This is a genomic window from Ectobacillus soli (genome assembly GCF_042610425.1).
Lineage (GTDB): Bacteria > Bacillota > Bacilli > Bacillales > Bacillaceae_G > Ectobacillus.
The window spans coordinates 1,027,939-1,048,994 of record NZ_JBGJZM010000001.1 but is presented as its reverse complement, the minus strand read 5'-3'; the positions used below and the strand labels follow the sequence as shown (position 1 = coordinate 1,048,994).

Genomic DNA, 21,056 nt, shown 5'->3' with positions numbered 1-21,056 from the left:
TTCTCTTATCTTAGATACGATCTAAACCTCGCTGTGAGTCAACGCTGTTGGCTCTAATGCCAAGTAAAGACTAATGAGTGAAGATAAGGTCTGATTTGTTCTTTTTGCCAATTCAGGAACTTTTGCCTGAACGGACAACCTCTCCATTTCTGAAAAGGGTTTAAGGAGTTCTCGAATAAAGTATCTTGCTCCAATGTTGTAAGAAGCAGATAGGTCAGCATGATACACTTTGCCTGTTGTAAAAGTAGCCATATCCTTCTTCGGGTTACGGGTGACAAATCCACTTCCATCAAAAGCCAAAGCACTTGTATTGCGGGCGACAATATGGGAAATACGGAGACCAACATAGTGTGCCATTTCAGTTACCTTGTTTTGGATAGCAGTTTTGCGCCAGTAACGTAATGTAAATCGTAAACGCTTGGCTCCATAGAATCCCTTCGGGATTCTCATTTTTTTAAGGTACTCCAACACAATAACATCAGCGTTATGCTCTTTGGCAAATTGAATGATTTGGTGACAAGTATCGTTGATGATATAAGATTGAGATGAATGGAGAAGCCGACCATATCCATTTATCATTTGATGCTCCCCCTCAAATCCAATTATCTAAAATGATTAATAGCTATAAAACCGGCACTTCACGTTTAATCCGTAAGGAGTTTGCTGAACACTTGCAGAAATTTTACTGGAAACCTTATTTTTGGAGTCAAAGTTACATGGTGTTATCGACAGGCGGGGCAACCATTGATGTCATAAAGAAATACATCGAGGACAAGGAAAAAAAGAAAAGAGTTGATAAGAGGGCGACTAAACCCCACCAAATCGGAGATTTGGAAGGGGAATGCATCGCCTATTTTTGTTCAAAGAACAATCTATTCAGTTGTCTTTATCGCTAAAAGAATACCAGTACCCCAATCTACTTCTGTTATGACTAAATCACTTCTTTCACGTAACTTATGTATGAGCTTTGGTGCTTTCACACGGTACTCCTCGGGCACGCTCATATCAGGAAGTAAATCATGAATGACGTAAAATCCACCTACATTTAAATGATCTAACGTCTTATCCAAAAGTTCAAATTTTCCTGGCCATGTATCTGCAAAAATAAAATCAAACGTCTCCTCCATATTTCGAATAAAGACAGCTGCATCTTCACAACGAAATGTAACGCGTTTATCGTCTCCTAAATACGTGTGTGCTATTTTTTGAAGCGCAGGATCAATATCCACTGAAATAAGTGTACTCTCTTGGTCCATTCCGTCAACAATCCAAGCTGCAGATGCACCAGCTCCTGTCCCAAGCTCTAAAAATGTTCCGTGTGCTTTTGATGCTGCTAGCCCTTTTAATAAAAATCCTGTTTTCGTATCACATGACTGATGAAATCCTAGTAATTTCGAATGTGCTACAATTTTACCGTAAATATCTGGTGACTTCATCAACGTCTCTTTTTCCATATTGAACAACTCCCTCCTATTAATCTGTTATAGGTATACGAATGACATGTAAAAAATAAAAAGTGGCCTCTTTTATAAGAGGCCACGAGCTAACATTTTCGACCTCTTATCTTTCAGAGCAAACAAAAGTTACTCTGTTGGAATTAGCACCTTCCTATACGTACTAGGGGTTGCTGAGGTTTCGCAGGGCCTATCCCTCCACCTCTCTAGATAAGAATTTCATATTCAATATTTGAAAATTGTATGTACGATACACTTTCTATCGATTTGCTCTTAATAATATACCTATTCAACATATTCGTCAATTAAAGCCCCCTATTATACAAGTATATTTATTATTCATTCTTGCTTGATATATCCGGTAAAATATTGAAAACAGTTGACGCTTCCTAACTGATTCCTTCATAATACGGGTATTGATTAGAAATCATGTTATCTTCCTTATATAATACAAATATAGTATGGAGATGATACATATGCCATGGCAAGACATGGTAATTCGGCTCTTTATAGCTATACTCACTGGTGCATGTATTGGTACAGAACGTCAGTGGCGACACCGTATGGCCGGCATACGTACAAATGCTCTTGTTTCACTGGGAGCATGTTTATTCGTCATTTTATCTGTTTTGACACCAGGAGATAACAGTCAAACTCGAATTGCCGCCCAAGTGGTTAGCGGCATCGGTTTTTTAGGCGCAGGTGTTATTATGCGAGAAGGGTTTACTGTACGTGGATTAAATACAGCTGCTACATTATGGTGTTCTGCGGCCGTAGGAACGTTAGTTGGAGCAGGTTTTATAAAAGTAAGTATTATAGGAGCTATAGGTGTCGTGTTAGCAAATATCCTCCTCCGTCCAGTTGCGTTATTTATGAATAAAAAATCGAAAGCTCTTTCACAAGAAAACCTATTCTATGAAATTACAATATCCTGCTTAGATGAACATGAAGCAAGCATTCGAGAGGCACTGTCTCGGATGATACTATCAGAGGGACTTGCGTTACAAGAAATGTACAGTGAAGAAATCGAAAGCGGAAGCAAAGTATCCGTAAGAGCATTGCTTCATAGTGATAAATCGAAAGCTCTTTTAATAGAACAAATTGTTGGTAAGTTAAGTCTGGAACACGACGTTACTGCAATTGGATGGAAAACTCTTTCTGAACAAGAAGGGGATTAAGAAGTACTGAAATCAGTACTTCTTTACTTCGTTACATTCCTTGTATTCATAACCTACAAAAAACGCAAACCCCTTTGAAATTCGAATTATGAACGTAATCATTACTTCCCGGCAACAACTTGATCCCAAATACCACCATCGCCATAAAGGTCTTTCCCAACTTTACTCCAGCCGCCCAGATAATTAGTATCGAATAATCCTGCAGGTTGTTTGTATGTGTTGGCATTGGCTTTAGCCACGTCTGGATCAACTGAGCGGAACCCGCTTTGGACAAATATCTTTTGTGCATCCGGTGTCCACAGAAATTCCAAAAATGCTTCAGCAACTTTTCGGGTACCGTGCTTATCAACATACTTATCGACAATAGAAGCTGGATTTTCAATTGAGGTCGTATATTGAGGCACGATTTCCTCATACTTATTTCCCTTTTTGATGCGGTCAATCAGTTCATTTTCATAAGTAATGATGACGTCGCCAACTCCTTTATCAAATGTAGACATTGATTCCTCGCCACTTTTATCCAGTGATTTTACATTTTTATATACTTTACTAAGTAATACCTTGGCCTCAGCAGGATCTTGTTTCCCTGTTTTTTCTTCCGATATTTTTAACCCTGCTCCATAAATGGCATTTACATCCCATTTGGCGCCACCAGAAGTTTTCGGGTTAGGAACTAAAACTTGAACGCCTGGATTCGTTAAGTCCGACCAATCCTTAATGCCCTTTGGATTCCCCTCACGTACTCCGAATGCTGCGATTGACTTGGTAATAATGCCACTATGTGGTGCACTTTTCCAATCGTGAGTAATCAATCCTGCCTTTACAATCTTGTCGATATCTCCTTCAAGTGAAAGAGCGGCGATATCTGCCTCAAAGCCATTTGTAATGTTCTGAGCCTGCGCTCCAGATGCTTGATAGGACTCTTTGAATTCCACAGTTTGACCAGTCTTATTCTTCCATTCCTTTTGAAACAAAGGAAATATCGCTTCAAATTCATCCTTGATTGTAGAATAACCACCGATAGTTAATGTGACGGTACCGTTGTCTTTAGAAGCCGATGTGCCGGCTGTTTCAGAACTATTTGTTTTACTAGAAGAAGAGCAACCGGAAAGCACCACTGCTACAAGTAAAATAAGTATTGTGAAAAATGAATAAATCTGTTTCTTTGTCATACATTTCATCTCCTTATAAATAAATGATTGCTTATATGAAAACAGGCATTGGATCAATTTTGGATCGATTTTCCAACACACGGGTTTCTATAGGTGTAAACACTGAGAGCTGATGAATTAAAATATTAATCTTGTCTCCTGGCTGGAACACCTTTTGATTGATTGCTTGGAAGGCAAATAACCTAGTGTCATTTGCAAGCTTGATTTCCAGATACCAGGAATCACCGCGAAAGTGCACATGCGTGACAGTGCCTGCCTCCATGGCACTAGCAAGATACGATGTGTTTTCCGGGAGGACCTCAATCGCTTCCGGACGAATCAGTACTTGAACACCTGATTTCCATTGATCACCATTCTGATAGTCTAACAATTCTTGAAAACCTTGAAGTAATATTGGAACATCAAGCTTATTTGATTCGCCGATAAAAGATGCGACGAATGCCGAAGCCGGCTTATTGTATATTTCCCAAGGTGTGCCCTGCTGCTCAATTGTTCCTTTTTGGACGATAATAATTTGATCCGCAACCTCGATTGCTTCGTCTTGATCATGTGTCACAAAAATCGTAGTGATACCGAATTCACTAATCAAATTACGTAGCCACAGACGTAGCTCCTTACGAATTTTCGCGTCTATTGCGGCAAACGGTTCGTCGAGTAGTAGCAGTTTTGGTTCTGGTGCAAGCGCACGTGCAAAGGCAACACGTTGTCGTTGCCCGCCTGAAAGTTGGTCCGGGTATTTGTTTTCGGTACCTTCCAGTCCCATCAGTTTGAGAAGATAGAAAATGCGTTCCTTAATTACACTACCTCTCTGCTTTTTTACCTTCAGCCCATACGCTATATTTTCAAAGACTGTCATATGCTTGAACAAGGCGTAGTTTTGAAAGACAAATCCAATCCCGCGTTCTTGTACGGATAATGAATTGGCTAGCTTGCCATTAAAAAAGATTTCACCGGAATTCGGTTGCTCTAGACCGGCGAGCATACGTAAAATGGAAGTCTTGCCACCTCCACTTGGACCCAATAGTCCGACCAGATGTCCTTTTTGAATCCGAAAACTGGCTTTATGTATCGCTTGAAACTCCCCGAAATGTTTTTCTAACTCTTTCACTTCAATGTCCATAAGATTCATTCAACTTCCTTTCTTTTTTTCATCCATTCCAAAAACAGAAGGACCGTGACGGAAAAGAGTCCGAGCAGCAGTGCGACACTGTTAGCTGCAACCGTATGAAAATCGACGGAGTCTTGATAAACCAACGTGGTTGCTGTTTGTGTCTGATTGATGATATTACCTGACACGACGAGCACGGCACCAAATTCACCGACTGATCTTGCAACCGTAAGCACCAGCCCATAATATACTGCCCAGCGAATGGAAGGCCAAGTTACACGAAAAAAGGTACGGATTGGACTGGCACCCAAAGTAGCAGAAGCTTCTTCGGAAGTCACTCCAAGTTCCGATAGAACGGGAACAATCTCGCGAATCATCAGCGGGAATGTGACAAAAACCGTTGCCATTACCATACCGGGAAGTGCATAAACGATTTTCATTCCGGAGTTTTCAAAAAAAGCACCTAACAGCGTATTTGGTCCAAAAAGCAGGATAATCATCAAGCCACCGATTACGGGAGAAACGGCAAACGGTAAATCGATGATGGTATTGACCAAGGGACGAAGCCATTTTGATATCCAGGTACCGCGCACAATTTCTAGTGAAAGCAAAATGCCAATTACGGTATTCAGAAATGTGACTATAATTACGATAATCAGACTTACTGTTAAGGCATGAATAGCTTCCGGACGCTTCAAAGCTTCGAAAAACGGACCGAACCCTGTTGAAAAAGCCCCAAATACAATACTGGAAAAAGGCAGAATGAGAATCAGAACAAACAAAAATACAGTGATAGCAATAAAAATTCTTCTCATGCTTTCGTGCCCCTCCTTTTTTGAAATACATTGACCAGCCATAAGACGACTAAAGAAATGGTTATCAGCACAATAGAAACAGCGGCCGCGCCCTGAATGTTATAGTTTTCAATCTCACCATAAATGTACACTGAAGCAACCTGTGTTTTTCCCGGAATGTTACCAGAAATAAGCGAGATAGCACCGAATTCTGCCAATGCCCTGGAAAAGGACAACATACTTCCAGCTATAATACCAGGAACAATGGAAGGAAGCAGTACGTGAAAAAAAGTAAACACTTTGCCTGCTCCCAGCGTAAAACTTGCCTCTTCTTCAAACGGATCGAACTGCTCGATCATCGGCTGTACGGTTCGAATTACAAATGGAAACGTAATAAAAACCATGCCGATAACAATTGAGGATTGATTGTAAAGCAGATTGATGCCGGTGGAATTGAGCCATTTTCCAATTGGGCTTTGCGGACCTAACAGTGTCAGTAGCATTAAACCTGAAACTGCTGTAGGCAAGGAAAAGGGAAGATCAACCAAGCTGTTTAGCAATCTGCGCCCAATAAAACGATAACGAACTAAAACAAATGCGATAAAGGTTCCGATAACCGCCTGAATCAAGGTGGTTAAAATACTAAGCTTAAAGGTTAATAGAATCGCTTTCCAGGCAATGACACCGGAAATTTCTTTCCAAAAAGGCTCCCAGCCTAAAGAAAAACCTTTCACATAAACAGCTGCTATTGGCAATGCGACAAGGACGAAAAGATAACTAATAAGAATCGACCGTACCGCCGTACGATAACTATTTAAATTCATATCAACACTCCAATTAACTCGTAATATAAAAAAAGCACACAATGGTTCCAAATTGGAACATTATGCGCCTTCAGTTATCTGATCAGCTTATGTATATAATTGTGTTTTTTTCGATGAAAATTAAATTAATAATATCATACAATTCCTATTTGTCAACTTGATAATAGTTATTTTGATGATTCATTCAAAAATAATATTAATATTGTACATGAAAGATCAAGTGAAATTTGTCTCAGAGGTTTGTTCATAAACCCAAAGGATGAATTGAACCAACCTTGACTTTTACGAGCATTGTATCCCACTTAGACTAAAATATTTACCATGGAATTAATAATTATTTATGTTTTCGAATATTTTTAGGAGGTGTTTTTTCTTTTTTCTTTTTGATGTTTGCATACGAATCTCTTTTCTTAATCGCAAGAAACACATAATATCCATCGACTTCCCATATTTTCACACCGCCAAAAATGGCAGTTAGTTTATTTTTATACCAGTCCTTTCTTTTCGTAACCATGTATAGAGCACCGTCTTTACATAGCCGATTAAACCCTTTTTCAATAAATGCTTTAGGGACTGAAAAATCAGCATGATAAGGAGGATGGGAAATAATTTTTGTAAAACCTGTTTCTTGTACATTTGAGAATCCATCACTTACTTCAACATCTATTTCAGGAACATTATTTAATATAGCATTTTGCTTGGCAACCAAAACGGCTTCTTTATCATTATCAACCATCGTTACATGACTTGCACCGATTTGTTTTGCTGCTAAAATCCCAACGACCCCATAACCACAACCGAGATCACATACTTTATCATTTTCATTAAAATCAATAACAGACAACATGGATAATGTCCCCTTATCAATATGCTTTGGAGAAAATAATCCATTATTTGTATCAAATTTCAATTCTATATCTTTTATAGTCGTTTGTAACATTAGAATGTACTTCCTTTATTCTTATTTTTACGTTTCTAACTATATCATGAAATTCTTATAATGAGTAATTTGAAAAAACTTGGTCCTAGGGCAAATAAGAACGCTACCTGCTTAAAAAAGTAGCGTTCTTGCATAGTTTTTAATTGCTGTTACATTCATCAAGAATTTACACACTTTACTAATATGTGATTACCTGACCATACGGATAGCCATAGTCTCCGTAATACGGCGCCGGATAAGGTACTGGATATGGGTATGGTGCCGGATACGGATAGCCATATCCATATCCTGGTGTTAATAATGCACCTGCTGTTAATCCTGCAATAAATGGGAATCCAAAACCTCCAAATCCAAAGCCTGGACGACCAAACCCTCCAAATCCAAAGCCCGGACGGCCAAAGCCTCCAAATCCAAAACCTGGGCGACCAAAGCCTCCAAATCCAAAACCTGGACGACCGAATCCTCCAAATCCAAAACCCGGACGGCCGAATCCTCCAAAATGGTGTCCTCCAAATCCTCCAATAGGACGACGCTCATCAATCATGTTTGTTAACCTCCTTTTATTGTTTTCGTGCTGTATTCATTTTCACAGTATGCATGGCAACTTCAAAGGGCATAGGCATTTAGCTTCTACCACAGTAAAAGGACAAAACTGACAATCTAATTTGTGTGTTTGACTAATGCGACAATGAATGCTTTTTTATGATCAAAAGACAAGTGATACATATGTTGTAATATTTGGAAACTATACTTTTGGCTTAAAAAGAGCAATCTATATTTGACTTTCATTTCATAGGAGGAAACGACATATGACTGTAATTAATCAATTAAAGCAAACCATTTCTGGTTTAAAAAGTGCGCAAGCAAGTTTGGAAGGATTTGCAATAGCAACTGATAATCAACAAGCAAAACAAACCTATCAAAGTGCTGCCAAGCAAGCGCAAACGATCATTGACACCCTGGCACCACGAATGCAAGAAGTAGAACTAGAAGAACCGCAATATAAGTCATAATATCGCTCGTTTCATCAATAAACGAAAAAAGAGAAAAAAGGGTGATTTTCAATCATCCTTTTTTCCAAACCAAAGCATTGCTTACTTTATTACGAAATGGAATGATAGTATGCCAAAAATAATGCTCTATTGCTTGGCTTTCCTATTTATGCAAATCAGCTTAGTTGGATGTACAAAGCTGCCAGAAACCAAAACAGCAAAACAAAACGTACAAACGCAAAATGTAAGTATGGTAGAAAATCAATCTCCTGCCGTTCAAGCACAGGATAAAATCTCTACATTAGAAGGAATAGTGTCCGTAAAAGCTGTAAATGCAGGAAATGATCTTTATGTAGCAGCAAAGCCTGCTCAATATAAACGATTCCAATTAAAGGCGTTACGTAAGGAAATTTCAAATAAGCTCCAGGAAACTTTGCCTTCTTATAACTATCACGTTAGCTTAGACGGTAAAATTTATAAGCTAGTCGAACAGCTACAAAGTGAAATAAATAAAAAAGAAATTGATGCTGCAACCATTGTAAAAGAAGGGAAAATAATCCACTCAGAAATGAATTCTGATACATAAAGAATCCATATGGAAAGGATGACGTCGTATGTCTAGTAAGCAAAAAAATATGACACCTGTACAGCAGGAATATCAAACGCTCGCAAAGACGCATGAAACAAAACGACCTATTATTAAAAACTGTGTAAAAGCTTTTTTTGTTGGAGGATTCATCTGTATCATTGGTCAGTTTATTTCCCTTTTTTATACAACCTACTTTGACTTTACAGAACGATCCGCGGGCAATCCAACTGTAGCGACTCTTATTTTTATATCGATGCTATTAACTGGTTTCGGTGTGTACGACCGCATTGCGCAGTTTGGGGGTGCAGGTACTGCTGTTCCTGTAACAGGATTTGGTAATTCTGTTATCTCTGCTTGTATCGAACATCGGACTGAGGGGTTTGTGTTGGGAGTAGGCGGAAATATGTTTAAAATGGCCGGTTCTGTCATATTATTTGGCGTCTTTTCCGCATTTGTAATTGCTATTATTAAAACGATACTCATTCACTGGGGAGGATTTTAAATGCAAGAAGGTCATCAAACTTGGAGATTTGAGCATACACCTACTATCCTCTCAACCGGAGTAACTGGCGGACCATTTGAAGCAAATGGAGCAATTGCTGAAGATTTTGATTCGTTGCATGGGGATTTATGGCTTGGACAAGATTCCTATGAAAAAGCGCATCGCGTTCTATTTGAGGAAGCTTGCAAACGTGCAACTGAAAAAGCAAAGCTTCGAACGCAGGATGTACAGTTTTTATTAGGTGGGGATTTAATAAATCAAATAACCCCTACAAGCTTTGCAAGTCGTCTACTTGGAATTCCCTACTTAGGTTTGTTCGGTGCTTGTTCCACCTCAATGGAAGGTCTATCTTTAGCTGCTCTCATTATTAATAGTAAATGTGCTAATTATGTATTAACCGGAGCTTCCAGTCATAACGCAGCTGTTGAAAAACAGTTTCGCTATCCAACAGAATACGGAGGACAAAAACCTCCTACTGCCCAGTGGACAGTTACAGGAGCAGGAGTTGCCCTGCTTTGCGCTCAAGGGGACGGTCCCTTTGTCACATCTGCTACCATAGGTAAAGTTGTAGATATGGGATTAAGTGATCCTTTTAATATGGGGGGGGCAATGGCACCTGCTGCTGTTGACACAATTGAGGCTCATTTACGTGACCGACAAATTGATGCAGCTTACTATGATTTAATTGTAACAGGTGATTTAGGGAAAATCGGAAGAGAAATTGCTCTTCATTTACTCCGCAAACATGGACATTCTATAAACGATGAACAATTTCAAGATTGTGGATTACTGATTTATAGCAAAGATCAACCTGTTTTTTCGGGGGCAAGTGGACCTGGATGCTCCGCTACCGTTGTATATGGTCATTTATTAAATCGAATGAAAAATGGAGAATTCAAAAAAATGTTAGTTGTAGCTACAGGAGCTTTGCTTTCACCTTTATCATTCCAACAGAAGGAAACAATACCATGTATCGCGCACGCTGTATCCATAGAATATGGAGGTGTTCACTAATGGCCATGTTTATCTCAGCATTCGTTGTTGGAGGTTTTATCTGCGTAATCGGTCAGCTTTTATTTGACGTTGCAAAGTTAACTCCTGCTCATACGATGGTTGTACTTGTCGTAACAGGAGCGATTTTAGATGGTTTTAATTTATACGAACCGCTTATTGATTTTGCTGGTGCCGGTGCTACAGTGCCCATTACGAGCTTTGGAAACGCTCTTGTGCACGGAGCCATGGCCGAGGGAGAAAAACACGGTCTCGTTGGAGTTATAACAGGAATGTTTAAAGTAACGAGTGCAGGTATTTCTGCAGCAATTATTTTCGGCTTTATCGGAGCACTACTTTTTAAACCAAAGGGATAAGGAGAGCAATTGGATGACAATCGTAGCAAATGTTAAATCATGTTTAGCTAGTGTGAAAGGCGCACAGTCTAGTTTAAGTGTATTAGCCCAAGATACCGTAGATAACCATACAAAGCAACTGTTTCACGAATGCATGATGGAATTAGACGACGTTATTTCCGATTTACAAAAAAGAATATCCCATTTAGAAAACGAAGAACCACAATATAAAGGAATGTAAGAAAGGAATTGATTTTCATGCCAGAATGGTTAATGGTAATCGTTCGATCCTTAAGTATATTAGCTATACTATTCTTTATCACAAAACTTCTAGGTAAACGACAAATATCACAGCTTTCCTATTTTGAATATATTGGCGGTATGACAATTGGTGACATAGCTGCAGAAGTATCAACCGGGCTTGAACAAAATTATACACACGGAGTCTTTAGTATTCTTGTATTTTCCATGATTCCATTCTTGGCAGGACTACTCGCACTAAAAAATAAAAAGATACGAGATTTCGTGGAAGGAAAAGCTACGGTTGTAATAAAAGACGGGAAAATACTTGAAGATAATTTAAAAAAAGAAAAATACACCAGCGACGAATTACTGGAGTTACTTCGAAAAAAGGATGTATTTCGCGTAGCAGATGTTGAATTTGCTGTACTTGAAGCGGCTGGTGAGTTAAATGTACTCGTAAAAAAAGAAAACCAACCTCTTACCCCTAGCATGGTAGGATTACAAGTAGCTACTGAAAAAGAACCACAAACTGTTATTATGGATGGAAAAATACTAGATGAACCACTAACAGCTAGTGGTCACAATCGACATTGGCTTCTTAGTGAACTAAAAAAAATAGGCATTTCCCAAGACAATGTCTTTATTGGACAAGTTGACAGCACTGGTGTGTTAACTGTCGATGTGTACGATGATAAGATTCAAGTTCCATCATCCCAGGAAAAGCCCTTACTTCTTGCGACTTTAAAAAAATGTCAAGCAGATTTAGAATTGTTTTCACTTGAAACAGAATCTAGAAATGCCGCAGACATGTATCATGCTCATTCAGAAAGGCTAGAAAATATTATCAATAAAATAGCATTTCTACTAAAGGAATAATATATTCATGATTCTTCAGTCACTTCGTATATTTGTTGTAATTTTCTCTCGAATTCGCTGAACACAACAAATCGAGATTCTCTAAACATTTCTTTTCCATTTAAAAACATAATTATTGTAGGGGCAGAGAAAACCAAATATTCACCAGAAACTTGCGGTGTTTCTTCGAGAGATACAAGGATAGAATGTATTTTCGGAAAACGCTCCAATACATCTTCTGCTTGTGCAAGTACCGCATCACATACACCGCACTGTACAGTTTTAATAAAAAGTAAAGACATTTGATTATTTGAAATAATTCCTTTTATTTCTTCCATATTTTGAATTTTATCCATACCAATTCTAGCTCCTTCTTTTCGTTTCACCTTTCTTTTATTGTACGCAAATTTATATGAAACTAAAAATTAGTTGCTTGAACATATACATACATCACACGCAGGTATTATCTTGAGAACGTCGATTTATTTTGTAAAATTCAGTTTTTTTACGAAAACAAGCTTTTTTCCATACAAATATAAGGATCGTTCCGAAAAGGGAACTTTATTTGTCCTCTCTTTTCAAAACCAGCTCGTTCATACATGGTGACAGCATGAGGATTTTTCGTATATACATCTAACCGTATACTAAGATGACCATGCTCTCTGGCAAATTGTAGTGCAAACTGCATCAGTTGTCTTCCGATTCCCTTACCCTGATGCCCCGGATGTACAGCTAAGCGATGAATAACTAAAGGTGTTCCCTCCATCTCATTCCACGTAATTTGTTTATATTTTGCGCTTTGATTTGTGTTTAGTACGATTACCCCTACATACGTTGATTCTTCTTTTATACCGTATACATATCCGTTCTTTATATCCTCACGTATAACAAAAGAATTTGGATAAAAACGATCCCATTGATAAATTTCATTTGCTCGTAATTCTTTCACAACAGCCTTATAAATCCCCATAATTTTCTTTGCATCAGACAGCTGCACTTTCGTTATTTCCATTGTTCCCCTCTCCTTTTCCTCAATCATAAATTAACAAAATTTGTTTATAATCACTATCACTTATTTAGACATTATAATTTATTATTAATCAATCTCGTCCTTAAATAAAACCCTTACAATTGAAGGATATTTATGTGAATGAAAGGATATTGTATCTCCTGTTATTTTTCTTATTACCGATAATCATGTATGTTTCTTTCCTTTTAATAGAAACATAAGGATATATCTGTTACTTAGGAGGACAAACTTATGAATCATAATGAACAAACAAATTCGTTTTGGAGAGCGTCATCCCAACAATCATCCTTTCAAAAGCTTTCATCTGATATAAAAGTTGACGTCGCAATTGTTGGAGGTGGCATCTCGGGTATTACAACTGCCTACTTGCTTGCAAAGGAAGGGCTATGTGTAGCATTGCTAGAGGCTGACAAAATTATAAACGGGACTACTGGCCATACAACTGCAAAGATTTCTGCACAGCACAATGTAATCTATCATGAACTCCTAGAGCATATTGGCGAAGATAAAGCAAAATTATATTACAATGCAAACCACGATGCCCTGCAATTTATTAAAAACATGATCGACGAGTATAACATACATTGCGATTTTTCACAGGAGCATTCGTATCTGTATAGTACCACTGAACAATCTGCAAAACTGCTAGAACAAGAATACAAGGCATATGAAAGGCTATCCATTTCGGGAGAACTAAGTGAGACGTTACCGGTTTCCATCCCGGTTACGTTAGCACTCATTATGAAAAATCAAGCTCAATTTCATCCGGTTCATTACTTACAACACCTCGTCGACTTATTTACGAAAGCAGGTGGAAGCATCTATGAACACACAGTAGCCATCGACGTGCATGAAGGAATTCATCCACGCGTTATTACAAAAGACGGTCCAATCGTTACATGTGATTATGTTATTTCTTGCTCGCACTTTCCATTTTATGACGGAAAAGGTCTCTACTTTACAAGAATGTATGCAGAACGCTCCTATGTATTGGCGGTAAAGACCAAACAACCTTTTCCAGGAGGAATGTACCTAAGCGTTGATGAACCTGTTCGTTCCTTACGATATACGATGGATAACGGAGAAAAACTTGTACTAGTTGGCGGAGAAAGTCATAAAACAGGACAAGGTATCGATACAGTTTTACACTACGAGGCATTGCAATCCTTTGCAGATGAAGTTCTAGGTGTAGAAACTATTGAGTATCGGTGGTCTGCACAAGATTTACTCACGCTAGATAAGCTTCCTTACATTGGAAATATCACCTCTGAGCATCCGAATATACTTGTTGCAACAGGTTATAAAAAATGGGGAATGACTACCGGAACTGCAGCGGCCTTACTCATTCGAGATATTATTATGGAACGAAGCAATCCGTACCGAAATCTATTTACTCCTTCCCGCTTTCTAGCCGATCCAAGCATTAAACATTTTCTTACGCAAAACGGAGATGTGGCAAAACATCTAATAGAGGGGAAGCTGGAATTTCCTTTACGAACTCCTGAAGAACTAATCAACGAAGAAGGTTCTGTTGTTCGTGTCAATGGTAAACGTGCAGGTGCCTATAAAGATTGTAATGGTGTGCTCCATCTTGTTGATACCACGTGTACCCACCTTGGCTGTGAGGTAGAATGGAACGATGGGGAATCAACATGGGACTGTCCTTGTCACGGATCTCGCTTTTCATTCAATGGAGATGTGTTAGAAGGACCTGCGAAAAAACCACTTGATAGGTTAACATGATGAAAAAACTATACAAATACATTCCCATTCTATTTGCCAAGGGAATGTATTTGTATATGCGAACGTTTACTTTAACGAGTATACTCAAATTACATGCTAGCAGTAAATCCTGCAACAAGTTTATCAAATTGTAATTCATCAGTTCCATTAACCGCATAATCTGCTTTTTCCATTGCTCCCGGTGTTCCCACTCCGACTGCATACATGCCTGCCGCTTTAATTGCTTCCACACCTGCTGCCGCATCTTCTACCCCTATGCATGATTCGTAAGGAACCATAAGGCTATCGGCAGCTTTTAAAAAGATTTCTGGATTTGGTTTTCCATTTGCAATAGTAGCTGCATCTACAATCGTATCAAAGAAAGACTGTATTCCTAAACGTTCAATAACTAGACTGGCATTTTTACTTGCAGAGGCTAATCCGATTTTTATTCCATTCGCTTGTAAGGCTTGTAGCAAATCCATAATACCTGGTAATACATCTTTTTCAGAAATGGTACCAATTAACTCCTTGTAATGATCATTTTTCTTTGTAGCTAACGTTTCTTTTTCCTCGAAAGTAAAATCGTGCTCCTGTTTTCCATGTGTCAAAATGAGTTCCAATGATTCCATACGGCTTATCCCCTTCAGTCGTTCATTAAACGCACGGTCCATAGGGATTCCTAGTTCATCAGCAAGCTGCTTCCATGCTAAATAATGAAGTTCGGCACTATCTGTAATGACCCCATCTAAATCAAAAATAAACGCTTTAACTTGATTTGGCATATGATAATCCTCACTTTCCACATTATACGATTTTATGCTATCATTTTTTTTAATGGAATGAAATCCTTTTCAGTTGTAGAAACCATTTAAAAATAATGATGTACATACCTATATAAAGGGGAAAATTATGAAGGCATATCTATTTTTAGCTATTGCAATACTAACCGAAATATTTGGAAGTTCTATGCTAAAAGCTTCCGATGGATTTTCTAAATTATATCCGAGTATTGGTGTCTTAATCGGATATGTATCCGCCTTCTATTTTCTATCTTTAGCGCTGCAGTCCCTGTCACTGAGCGTCTCTTATGCCATATGGTCTGGAGTTGGAACAGCATTAACAGCCATTGTAGGTGTGCTTATTTGGAAAGAAACGATTTCCATACAGGGTGGGATTGGAATTGTACTTATTATTGTAGGGGTTATTATGTTGAATGTAGGGAAATCATCTGTTTGAGGAGAAAATATTAAAAAAACGGATTTTTATAAGAAAACCTACCTGACTTTTCATAATTACTAGACAGGTAGGTTTTCTTATCAAGCTTAAATTACAACTTAATAATTTTCATATTAAAACGCAGGTACTACCGCTACTCCATATTTGTCTTCTATAAATTTCTTCACTTCTGGTGTTGTCAATGCCGCGTCTAGCTTCTTAATCTCTTCACGGTTTTCATCCCCTTTGCGAACAACAATTACATTGGCATAAGGTGAGTTTTTATCTTCACGGAATAACGCTGATTTAGGATCTATTTTTGCTTCTAACACTACGTTCGTATTAATAATTGCTCCATCCAAATCCTGCAAAGAACGAGCGAGTGTTGGAGCTTCCGCTTCTACAAATTGAAGTTTTTTCGGATTTTCAACAATATCCTTTGGTGTTGCCTGATACGTTGTAATGCCATCCTTTAACTTTATAAGTCCTTGCTGCTGAAGTAATGTAAGTGCTCGATACTCATTAGACGGATTGTTTGGGATACCAATCTTTGCTCCTTCTTTAATATCATCCTTTGATTTTAATTTATTTGAATAGAAACCAATTGGTTCAACATGAACCTTTGTTGTAACAACAAAATCAAATCCTTTTTCCGTTTTTACAGAATCTAAATACGGAACATGCTGAAAATAGTTTGCATCAATTTGTTTATCTTTTAAAGATGGATTTAATAAATCCTCGCTGTCTAGAACAACGACTTCTAGATTAATCCCTTGTTCCTTCAATTTCGGTTTAATGAAATTTAAAATTTCAGCATGAGGAACTGCTGCTGCTCCTACTTTGAGCGTAATTTCCTTTTTGGCATCTGTTCCACTTGTTTTTGCTGTTCCATTACTGCATCCAGTAGCAAAGGCTGCGAATAAAAGAATAAATGTAAAGATTACCCCAATATATTTCTTTGTCATACATACACATCCATTTCCATTTTATTGTTTTGCATACTCTACTATTGATCAAATTTGTATCGCTTTTTGTTAATTGATTTTGCGATAAAATTCCCGGTCCATTGAATCAAAGCAACGATAAGAATAATGAATAATACCGTAGAAAACAAAATATCCTCTCGAAATCGTTGGTAGCCAAATCGAATAGCTAAACTACCTAATCCACCAGCTCCAATTGCACCTGCAACAGCTGTAAATTCTGTTATACCAATGACTCCTATCGTCACCCCTCGTACGAGAGCAGGAAGCGCTTCCGGTATAAGTACTTTAAATATGATGGTAGAGCGTGATGCTCCGATTGATTTCGCAGCTTCAATTTTCCCCGCACTCACCTCCTTTAATGAGTTTTCAATGATACGGCCAATAAACGGAGCTGCCCCGATTGATAGCGAAACAATCGCAGCGGTCGGCCCAAGTGTTGTACCAACAACGAGTCGTGAAAACGGCAAGAGCAATACGACTAATATAATAAAAGGAATCGAACGTATCCCATTTATTACTGTACTTATGACTGTATGTAATTTAAGAGATTCTAGAATTCCTCCTTTTTCAGTTACAACAATCGTTACACCAAGAAATAATCCAAGAATAATTGCAAATACTGAAGACCAAAACACCATATAGAGCGTCTCTATTAATCCTTTCCAGAGCAATTCAACTAAATCCGGATTCATATTACGCCTCCCATATGGTCCCAAGCCTCTCGCTTTTGACGGTAATATTCTAGTATTCTGACAAACCGTCTTGCTGTTTCACTAGATGGATGTAAGAAAAACGAATCAACACTTCCTGTTTCAATTATTTTCCCATTTTCTAACACAGCCATGTTGTTACATATATGCCCCAACACATCGAGCTCATGTGTGATAAGAACAATTGTTAGATTCAGCTTGCGATTAATGTCCTGTAATAACTCTAAGATGGAATAGGTTGTTTGCGGATCAAGTGCAGATGTAGCTTCATCACATAGAAGCACATGCGGATCATTTACTAATGCTCGCGCAATACCGACACGTTGCTTTTGACCGCCGCTCAACGCAGCAGGATATGCCATACCTTTGTCGCTCAGATTAACAAGTTCCAATAGTTCCGTTACCTTTTTATCAATATCTGACTTTTTTTGACCAGCGATTTGTAAAGGAAATGCAATGTTTTGAAAGACGGTCATCGAATCAAATAGATTAAAGTGCTGAAAAATCATACCGATCTTTCGTCTCGCTAACTGCAATTCTTTTTCCCCTAGCTCTGTAATCCGTTGTCCTGCAATTTCTATACTTCCTTCACTCGGATCCTCCAACCGATTTAAGCAGCGAATCAACGTCGATTTCCCCGCACCACTAAACCCAATAATTCCAAAAATATCGCCTTTTTCTATTTTTAGATTAATATGATCGAGTGCTTGTATCGTCTGTTTTGAAGTTTTATACACTTTACTTACATCTTTCACAACAATCATGTAGCCACCCTCTTTCTTTATATCGCCACGTTTAACCTTATTATTTACATAGTTTTAGTATGAATAAATCAATTAAACTACCCGAATGGTAATATCTATTTTATCTTTCCAACTAAAACAAAGCGATATCCGTATGATAAACATCCTGCTATAATGCCTGGGTTAAAAATGGAAAGCCTCCAATCCTATTAGCCTATACGTTTTTTAGTTCAATTAAATATGTTAAGAAAATAAAAAAGACACAACAATTTAAAATCGTTGTGCCTCCGGTTTTCCGGTCAACATCATTTTTATTTCTTATCAGAATAGTATGTTATAGGTATAATAGCAATATTTTCCCTTTACGTCAATAAAAAATGTGAATCTATTTTCTACTCAATCGTCTTTTTTTTCCGTATTTGAAAAGACAAAAGCAATGCCTTCCTCTTTCCATTCTAGCTTAGCATCAAACGTCTTTTCTCCCTTTTTAAAACCTTTTATTATATTTGTAGTACCTGTTGCTAACAGTTTTTTTACATTTGCCTGTGAAATTGTTTTTCCAAGTATTTTTTTAGATATAGTAAATGTACACTTTGTTTTAGCATAGTTTGTGCAACCATAAAACGTACCTTTATCAACCATTTCCCCATCGCATTTTTTGCAAAGTCCAAGTGGTACTGATGTTTTTTTGTATGGGGATTTCTGTTGAAACTGTTCTTTATCTACATGACTAAAATCCCAGTCTTTAGCACCTTCAACAGCGTGAGCAATGATAGTTGTAGCAAGTTTTCGAACCTGCTCCATAAATTTCGTGGCATCCGCCATTCCTGCTCCAATTTCAGAAAGTCTTTGCTCCCAGCGTGCTGTCATTTCTGGAGATGCAAGAATTTGTTCCCCAATTGCATCAATTAGCAGCGTTCCTTTTTCCTTAGCAAACACTTGATTCTTTTTTACTTCTATATATTTACGGTCCTTTAGCATCGTAATAATTCCTGCTCGCGTTGCCTCTGTGCCAAGTCCTTCTGTTTTGTTTAATACCTTTTCTAGCTGCTGATCTTCTAGCACTTTCCCCGCTGTTTTCATTAGCGTGATGAGCTGTCCTTCTGTATATCGTTTTGGAGGCTGGGTTTTTCCCTCTTTCACTTTTACGTTGACAACTATTCCTAGCTCTCCCTGCTGCAACATAGGAAGAAGAACTTCATCGTCATCGTCTTTGCTATTCTCTGCAAATAAGACGGTCCGCCATCCTTGCCGAATTAGCTGCTTTCCTTTTGAAAGAAACGTCGCTCTTCCATCAACCAGAGTCGTAACGGTTGTATAATCAAAAATGGCTGATTCATAATGAGCGGCAATGAGACGCTTTACAATTAAATCATAAAGTTTCCGTTCATCTTCCTGTAATTTCGAGACGGTAGGGACTTGCTCAGTCGGAATGATCGCATAGTGATCCGTTACTTTTTTTTCGTTCACATACCGTCTATTCCTGCTAATACTTGTAATTGGTGTTGGAAAATACAGCTTGTAGGCGTCCTGTTTGCTTAGCTTTTGCAAGATTGCAGCAAACCCTTCTGCCTCGCCTTTCGTCACGAAGCTACTATCCGACCGCGGATAGGAGATAAATCCTTTCGTATACAAACTTTGCGCGATATCTAACGTTTTTTTCGGTGAAAACGTAAAAGCTCGATTTGCGGTAGCTTGTAAGGAAGAGAGGTTAAATAAGTAGGGTGGCTGAAATTCCTTCCGTTCCGTGTTTACTTCATGGACGGAGGCAGGCTTCCCTTTACAAAATGCCGCAATTTTCGCGGCCATTTCAGGCTGATCTAACCGGCTTTCCTGTTTATTATGCCATTTTCCCTCATACTGCTTCCCGTCCATATCGAACATAGCCAGCACTTCCCAAAACGGTTTTGAGACGAAACTTGCAATTTCCTTTTCTCTTTTCACAACTAAGGCTAGTGTAGGAGTTTGCACACGTCCCGCAGAAAAGACATCTGTAATTCCATTTTGTTTCATCAGAAGAGTATAAATACGAGATGCATTCATTCCAACGAGCCAGTCGGCACAAGCACGGCTATATGCTTCTTCATAAAGAGGATACGTCTCCTTCTCTGATAGTAATGCTCTGAAACCCTCTTTCACTGCCTTTTCTGTTAAAGAGGAAATCCAAAGACGTTTCATTGGCTTATGTATATGTGCTGTTTGGAGAATCGTCCGTACTATTAATTCCCCTTCTCTCCCTGCATCGCCAGCATGAATAATTTCTTCCACATTGGAGCGCTTCGCTAATTCGCGAACGATATGAAATTGCTTAGCTTTTGATTTTGACACACGGTAGTGAAAAGTATCTGGAATCATCGGAAGCGTATTGATAGACCATCGTTTCCACTTTGGATCATATTCTTCAGGTGGAACAAGTTCGCATAAATGTCCAACAGCCCATGTTAAAATAGCACCTTCTGGAAACAGTGAGTTTGGAGCAATTTCTAAGTAACCGTTTCTTTTTTTAAAGGAAAAAGGGGCTGCTAACTTAAGCCCCTGATCTGGCTTTTCTGCAATAATTAACTTCATTTTACTAATCACCTTACATCCTAAATTTCCAAATCAGACTTGCTCAATTTTATTATTTTATCACATAAAGGCCTATTGTAAT

General features: G+C 38.3%; 26 protein-coding genes and 1 riboswitch. Of the genes, 11 read left to right on the top strand and 15 right to left on the bottom strand.

Annotated elements, in window-relative coordinates:
* Positions 1–21 precede the first annotated feature (21 nt).
* A complete protein-coding gene (locus ACAN53_RS05525) occupies positions 22–579 on the bottom strand; it encodes a hypothetical protein (protein ID WP_379967857.1) in 558 nt (185 codons plus the stop codon).
* On the opposite strand from ACAN53_RS05525, the gene tnpA reads away from it, so the two are divergent.
* Positions 546–896 carry an IS200/IS605 family transposase gene (gene tnpA, locus ACAN53_RS05520; protein ID WP_379967855.1) on the top strand — a complete coding sequence of 117 codons (351 nt, stop codon included), beginning with the start codon at positions 546–548 and terminating at the stop codon, positions 894–896. The genes ACAN53_RS05525 and tnpA overlap by 34 nt on opposite strands.
* Here tnpA and ACAN53_RS05515 read toward each other — a convergent pair.
* Positions 873–1,454, bottom strand: coding sequence for an O-methyltransferase (locus ACAN53_RS05515; protein WP_379967853.1), 582 nt, complete (start codon positions 1,452–1,454; stop codon positions 873–875). The two genes, tnpA and ACAN53_RS05515, sit on opposite strands and share 24 nt — an antisense overlap.
* Positions 1,455–1,557: 103 nt before the next feature.
* A riboswitch (SAM riboswitch) is annotated at positions 1,558–1,671 on the bottom strand.
* A gap of 259 nt (positions 1,672–1,930) precedes the next feature.
* On the opposite strand from ACAN53_RS05515, the gene ACAN53_RS05510 reads away from it, so the two are divergent.
* Positions 1,931–2,632: an MgtC/SapB family protein gene (locus tag ACAN53_RS05510; protein ID WP_379967851.1), complete on the top strand. Its 702-nt coding sequence runs from the start codon at positions 1,931–1,933 to the stop codon at positions 2,630–2,632.
* Between the two features lie 101 nt (positions 2,633–2,733).
* On the opposite strand, the gene ACAN53_RS05505 is transcribed toward ACAN53_RS05510, so the two are convergent.
* From ACAN53_RS05505 to ACAN53_RS05480, 6 genes are all read right to left on the bottom strand, one after another.
* Complete coding sequence (locus ACAN53_RS05505) at positions 2,734–3,804, bottom strand: sulfate ABC transporter substrate-binding protein (protein ID WP_379967849.1); 1,071 nt, start codon at positions 3,802–3,804, stop codon at positions 2,734–2,736.
* 31 nt (positions 3,805–3,835) lie between these two features.
* Positions 3,836–4,924: a sulfate/molybdate ABC transporter ATP-binding protein gene (locus ACAN53_RS05500; RefSeq protein WP_379970263.1), complete on the bottom strand. Its 1,089-nt coding sequence runs from the start codon at positions 4,922–4,924 to the stop codon at positions 3,836–3,838.
* Between the two features lie 5 nt (positions 4,925–4,929).
* The gene (locus ACAN53_RS05495; protein ID WP_379967847.1) at positions 4,930–5,727 is read right to left on the bottom strand and encodes a sulfate ABC transporter permease subunit; all 798 of its coding nucleotides are present in this window, start codon (positions 5,725–5,727) and stop codon (positions 4,930–4,932) included.
* Positions 5,724–6,530, bottom strand: coding sequence for a sulfate ABC transporter permease subunit CysT (gene cysT, locus ACAN53_RS05490; protein WP_379967845.1), 807 nt, complete (start codon positions 6,528–6,530; stop codon positions 5,724–5,726). The genes ACAN53_RS05495 and cysT overlap by 4 nt, the downstream gene beginning before the upstream one ends.
* A 334-nt stretch (positions 6,531–6,864) precedes the next feature.
* Positions 6,865–7,470: a class I SAM-dependent methyltransferase gene (locus ACAN53_RS05485; RefSeq protein WP_379967843.1), complete on the bottom strand. Its 606-nt coding sequence runs from the start codon at positions 7,468–7,470 to the stop codon at positions 6,865–6,867.
* 178 nt (positions 7,471–7,648) lie between these two features.
* Positions 7,649–8,014, bottom strand: coding sequence for a hypothetical protein (locus ACAN53_RS05480; RefSeq protein ID WP_379967841.1), 366 nt, complete (start codon positions 8,012–8,014; stop codon positions 7,649–7,651).
* Between the two features lie 265 nt (positions 8,015–8,279).
* On the opposite strand from ACAN53_RS05480, the gene ACAN53_RS05475 reads away from it, so the two are divergent.
* From ACAN53_RS05475 to ACAN53_RS05445, 7 genes are all read left to right on the top strand, one after another.
* Positions 8,280–8,483 (top strand): DUF1657 domain-containing protein, encoded by a 204-nt coding sequence (locus tag ACAN53_RS05475; RefSeq protein ID WP_379967839.1) that lies wholly within the window; start codon positions 8,280–8,282, stop codon positions 8,481–8,483.
* 109 nt (positions 8,484–8,592) lie between these two features.
* A complete protein-coding gene (locus ACAN53_RS05470) occupies positions 8,593–9,048 on the top strand; it encodes a YhcN/YlaJ family sporulation lipoprotein (protein ID WP_379967837.1) in 456 nt (151 codons plus the stop codon).
* A gap of 28 nt (positions 9,049–9,076) precedes the next feature.
* On the top strand, positions 9,077–9,553 hold the full coding sequence (gene spoVAC / locus ACAN53_RS05465) for a stage V sporulation protein AC (RefSeq protein ID WP_379967835.1): 477 nt from the start codon (positions 9,077–9,079) through the stop codon (positions 9,551–9,553).
* A complete protein-coding gene (spoVAD, locus tag ACAN53_RS05460; protein ID WP_379967833.1) occupies positions 9,554–10,567 on the top strand; it encodes a stage V sporulation protein AD in 1,014 nt (337 codons plus the stop codon).
* A 5-nt stretch (positions 10,568–10,572) separates the two neighbouring features.
* Positions 10,573–10,920, top strand: a complete 348-nt coding sequence (gene spoVAE, locus ACAN53_RS05455; RefSeq protein ID WP_379970262.1) for a stage V sporulation protein AE — start codon at positions 10,573–10,575, stop codon at positions 10,918–10,920.
* A gap of 13 nt (positions 10,921–10,933) precedes the next feature.
* Positions 10,934–11,140 (top strand): DUF1657 domain-containing protein, encoded by a 207-nt coding sequence (locus ACAN53_RS05450; protein ID WP_379967831.1) that lies wholly within the window; start codon positions 10,934–10,936, stop codon positions 11,138–11,140.
* Between the two features lie 8 nt (positions 11,141–11,148).
* Positions 11,149–12,018 carry a DUF421 domain-containing protein gene (locus ACAN53_RS05445; protein WP_379967829.1) on the top strand — a complete coding sequence of 290 codons (870 nt, stop codon included), beginning with the start codon at positions 11,149–11,151 and terminating at the stop codon, positions 12,016–12,018.
* Positions 12,019–12,023: 5 nt separating this feature from the next.
* On the opposite strand, the gene ACAN53_RS05440 is transcribed toward ACAN53_RS05445, so the two are convergent.
* Complete coding sequence (locus tag ACAN53_RS05440) at positions 12,024–12,353, bottom strand: thioredoxin family protein (protein ID WP_379967827.1); 330 nt, start codon at positions 12,351–12,353, stop codon at positions 12,024–12,026.
* Between the two features lie 149 nt (positions 12,354–12,502).
* On the bottom strand, positions 12,503–13,009 hold the full coding sequence (locus tag ACAN53_RS05435; protein WP_379967825.1) for a GNAT family N-acetyltransferase: 507 nt from the start codon (positions 13,007–13,009) through the stop codon (positions 12,503–12,505).
* Positions 13,010–13,258: 249 nt separating this feature from the next.
* Between ACAN53_RS05435 and ACAN53_RS05430 the strand changes: the two genes are divergently transcribed.
* Positions 13,259–14,770, top strand: coding sequence for an FAD-dependent oxidoreductase (locus ACAN53_RS05430; RefSeq protein ID WP_379967823.1), 1,512 nt, complete (start codon positions 13,259–13,261; stop codon positions 14,768–14,770).
* Positions 14,771–14,859: 89 nt separating this feature from the next.
* Here the strand turns inward: ACAN53_RS05430 and pgmB are convergent, their stop codons facing one another.
* Positions 14,860–15,534: a beta-phosphoglucomutase gene (gene pgmB, locus ACAN53_RS05425; protein ID WP_379967821.1), complete on the bottom strand. Its 675-nt coding sequence runs from the start codon at positions 15,532–15,534 to the stop codon at positions 14,860–14,862.
* Positions 15,535–15,661: 127 nt separating this feature from the next.
* Here pgmB and ACAN53_RS05420 point away from each other — a divergent pair, with 127 nt between their 5' ends.
* Positions 15,662–15,988 (top strand): DMT family transporter, encoded by a 327-nt coding sequence (locus ACAN53_RS05420; RefSeq protein WP_379967819.1) that lies wholly within the window; start codon positions 15,662–15,664, stop codon positions 15,986–15,988.
* Positions 15,989–16,101: 113 nt separating this feature from the next.
* On the opposite strand, the gene ACAN53_RS05415 is transcribed toward ACAN53_RS05420, so the two are convergent.
* The 4 genes from ACAN53_RS05415 to ACAN53_RS05400 all read right to left on the bottom strand — a co-directional run bounded on the left by ACAN53_RS05415 (position 16,102) and on the right by ACAN53_RS05400 (position 20,974).
* Entirely contained in the window at positions 16,102–16,932 is an 831-nt protein-coding gene (locus ACAN53_RS05415; RefSeq protein WP_379967817.1) for a MetQ/NlpA family ABC transporter substrate-binding protein, read from the bottom strand.
* 41 nt (positions 16,933–16,973) lie between these two features.
* Complete coding sequence (locus ACAN53_RS05410; protein WP_379967815.1) at positions 16,974–17,645, bottom strand: methionine ABC transporter permease; 672 nt, start codon at positions 17,643–17,645, stop codon at positions 16,974–16,976.
* Positions 17,642–18,427: a methionine ABC transporter ATP-binding protein gene (locus tag ACAN53_RS05405; protein WP_379967813.1), complete on the bottom strand. Its 786-nt coding sequence runs from the start codon at positions 18,425–18,427 to the stop codon at positions 17,642–17,644. The genes ACAN53_RS05410 and ACAN53_RS05405 overlap by 4 nt, the downstream gene beginning before the upstream one ends.
* A 375-nt stretch (positions 18,428–18,802) precedes the next feature.
* Entirely contained in the window at positions 18,803–20,974 is a 2,172-nt protein-coding gene (locus ACAN53_RS05400) for a DNA topoisomerase III (RefSeq protein ID WP_379967811.1), read from the bottom strand.
* Positions 20,975–21,056 lie beyond the last annotated feature (82 nt).

Coding starts and splice junctions, on each gene's coding strand:
- ACAN53_RS05435 (WP_379967825.1), bottom strand. CDS start 13,009: ATGGAAATAACGAAAGTGCAGCTGTCTGATGCAAAGAAAATTATGGGG.
- spoVAC (WP_379967835.1), top strand. CDS start 9,077: ATGTCTAGTAAGCAAAAAAATATGACACCTGTACAGCAGGAATATCAA.
- ACAN53_RS05485 (WP_379967843.1), bottom strand. CDS start 7,470: ATGTTACAAACGACTATAAAAGATATAGAATTGAAATTTGATACAAAT.
- ACAN53_RS05410 (WP_379967815.1), bottom strand. CDS start 17,645: ATGAATCCGGATTTAGTTGAATTGCTCTGGAAAGGATTAATAGAGACG.
- ACAN53_RS05525 (WP_379967857.1), bottom strand. CDS start 579: ATGATAAATGGATATGGTCGGCTTCTCCATTCATCTCAATCTTATATC.
- ACAN53_RS05495 (WP_379967847.1), bottom strand. CDS start 5,727: ATGAGAAGAATTTTTATTGCTATCACTGTATTTTTGTTTGTTCTGATT.
- ACAN53_RS05505 (WP_379967849.1), bottom strand. CDS start 3,804: ATGACAAAGAAACAGATTTATTCATTTTTCACAATACTTATTTTACTT.
- ACAN53_RS05405 (WP_379967813.1), bottom strand. CDS start 18,427: ATGATTGTTGTGAAAGATGTAAGTAAAGTGTATAAAACTTCAAAACAG.
- ACAN53_RS05430 (WP_379967823.1), top strand. CDS start 13,259: ATGAATCATAATGAACAAACAAATTCGTTTTGGAGAGCGTCATCCCAA.
- ACAN53_RS05475 (WP_379967839.1), top strand. CDS start 8,280: ATGACTGTAATTAATCAATTAAAGCAAACCATTTCTGGTTTAAAAAGT.
- ACAN53_RS05420 (WP_379967819.1), top strand. CDS start 15,662: ATGAAGGCATATCTATTTTTAGCTATTGCAATACTAACCGAAATATTT.
- ACAN53_RS05480 (WP_379967841.1), bottom strand. CDS start 8,014: ATGATTGATGAGCGTCGTCCTATTGGAGGATTTGGAGGACACCATTTT.
- cysT (WP_379967845.1), bottom strand. CDS start 6,530: ATGAATTTAAATAGTTATCGTACGGCGGTACGGTCGATTCTTATTAGT.
- ACAN53_RS05450 (WP_379967831.1), top strand. CDS start 10,934: ATGACAATCGTAGCAAATGTTAAATCATGTTTAGCTAGTGTGAAAGGC.
- pgmB (WP_379967821.1), bottom strand. CDS start 15,534: ATGCCAAATCAAGTTAAAGCGTTTATTTTTGATTTAGATGGGGTCATT.
- ACAN53_RS05415 (WP_379967817.1), bottom strand. CDS start 16,932: ATGACAAAGAAATATATTGGGGTAATCTTTACATTTATTCTTTTATTC.
- spoVAD (WP_379967833.1), top strand. CDS start 9,554: ATGCAAGAAGGTCATCAAACTTGGAGATTTGAGCATACACCTACTATC.
- ACAN53_RS05470 (WP_379967837.1), top strand. CDS start 8,593: ATGCCAAAAATAATGCTCTATTGCTTGGCTTTCCTATTTATGCAAATC.
- ACAN53_RS05440 (WP_379967827.1), bottom strand. CDS start 12,353: ATGGATAAAATTCAAAATATGGAAGAAATAAAAGGAATTATTTCAAAT.
- ACAN53_RS05510 (WP_379967851.1), top strand. CDS start 1,931: ATGCCATGGCAAGACATGGTAATTCGGCTCTTTATAGCTATACTCACT.
- tnpA (WP_379967855.1), top strand. CDS start 546: ATGAATGGAGAAGCCGACCATATCCATTTATCATTTGATGCTCCCCCT.
- spoVAE (WP_379970262.1), top strand. CDS start 10,573: ATGTTTATCTCAGCATTCGTTGTTGGAGGTTTTATCTGCGTAATCGGT.
- ACAN53_RS05500 (WP_379970263.1), bottom strand. CDS start 4,924: ATGGACATTGAAGTGAAAGAGTTAGAAAAACATTTCGGGGAGTTTCAA.
- ACAN53_RS05400 (WP_379967811.1), bottom strand. CDS start 20,974: ATGAAGTTAATTATTGCAGAAAAGCCAGATCAGGGGCTTAAGTTAGCA.
- ACAN53_RS05515 (WP_379967853.1), bottom strand. CDS start 1,454: ATGGAAAAAGAGACGTTGATGAAGTCACCAGATATTTACGGTAAAATT.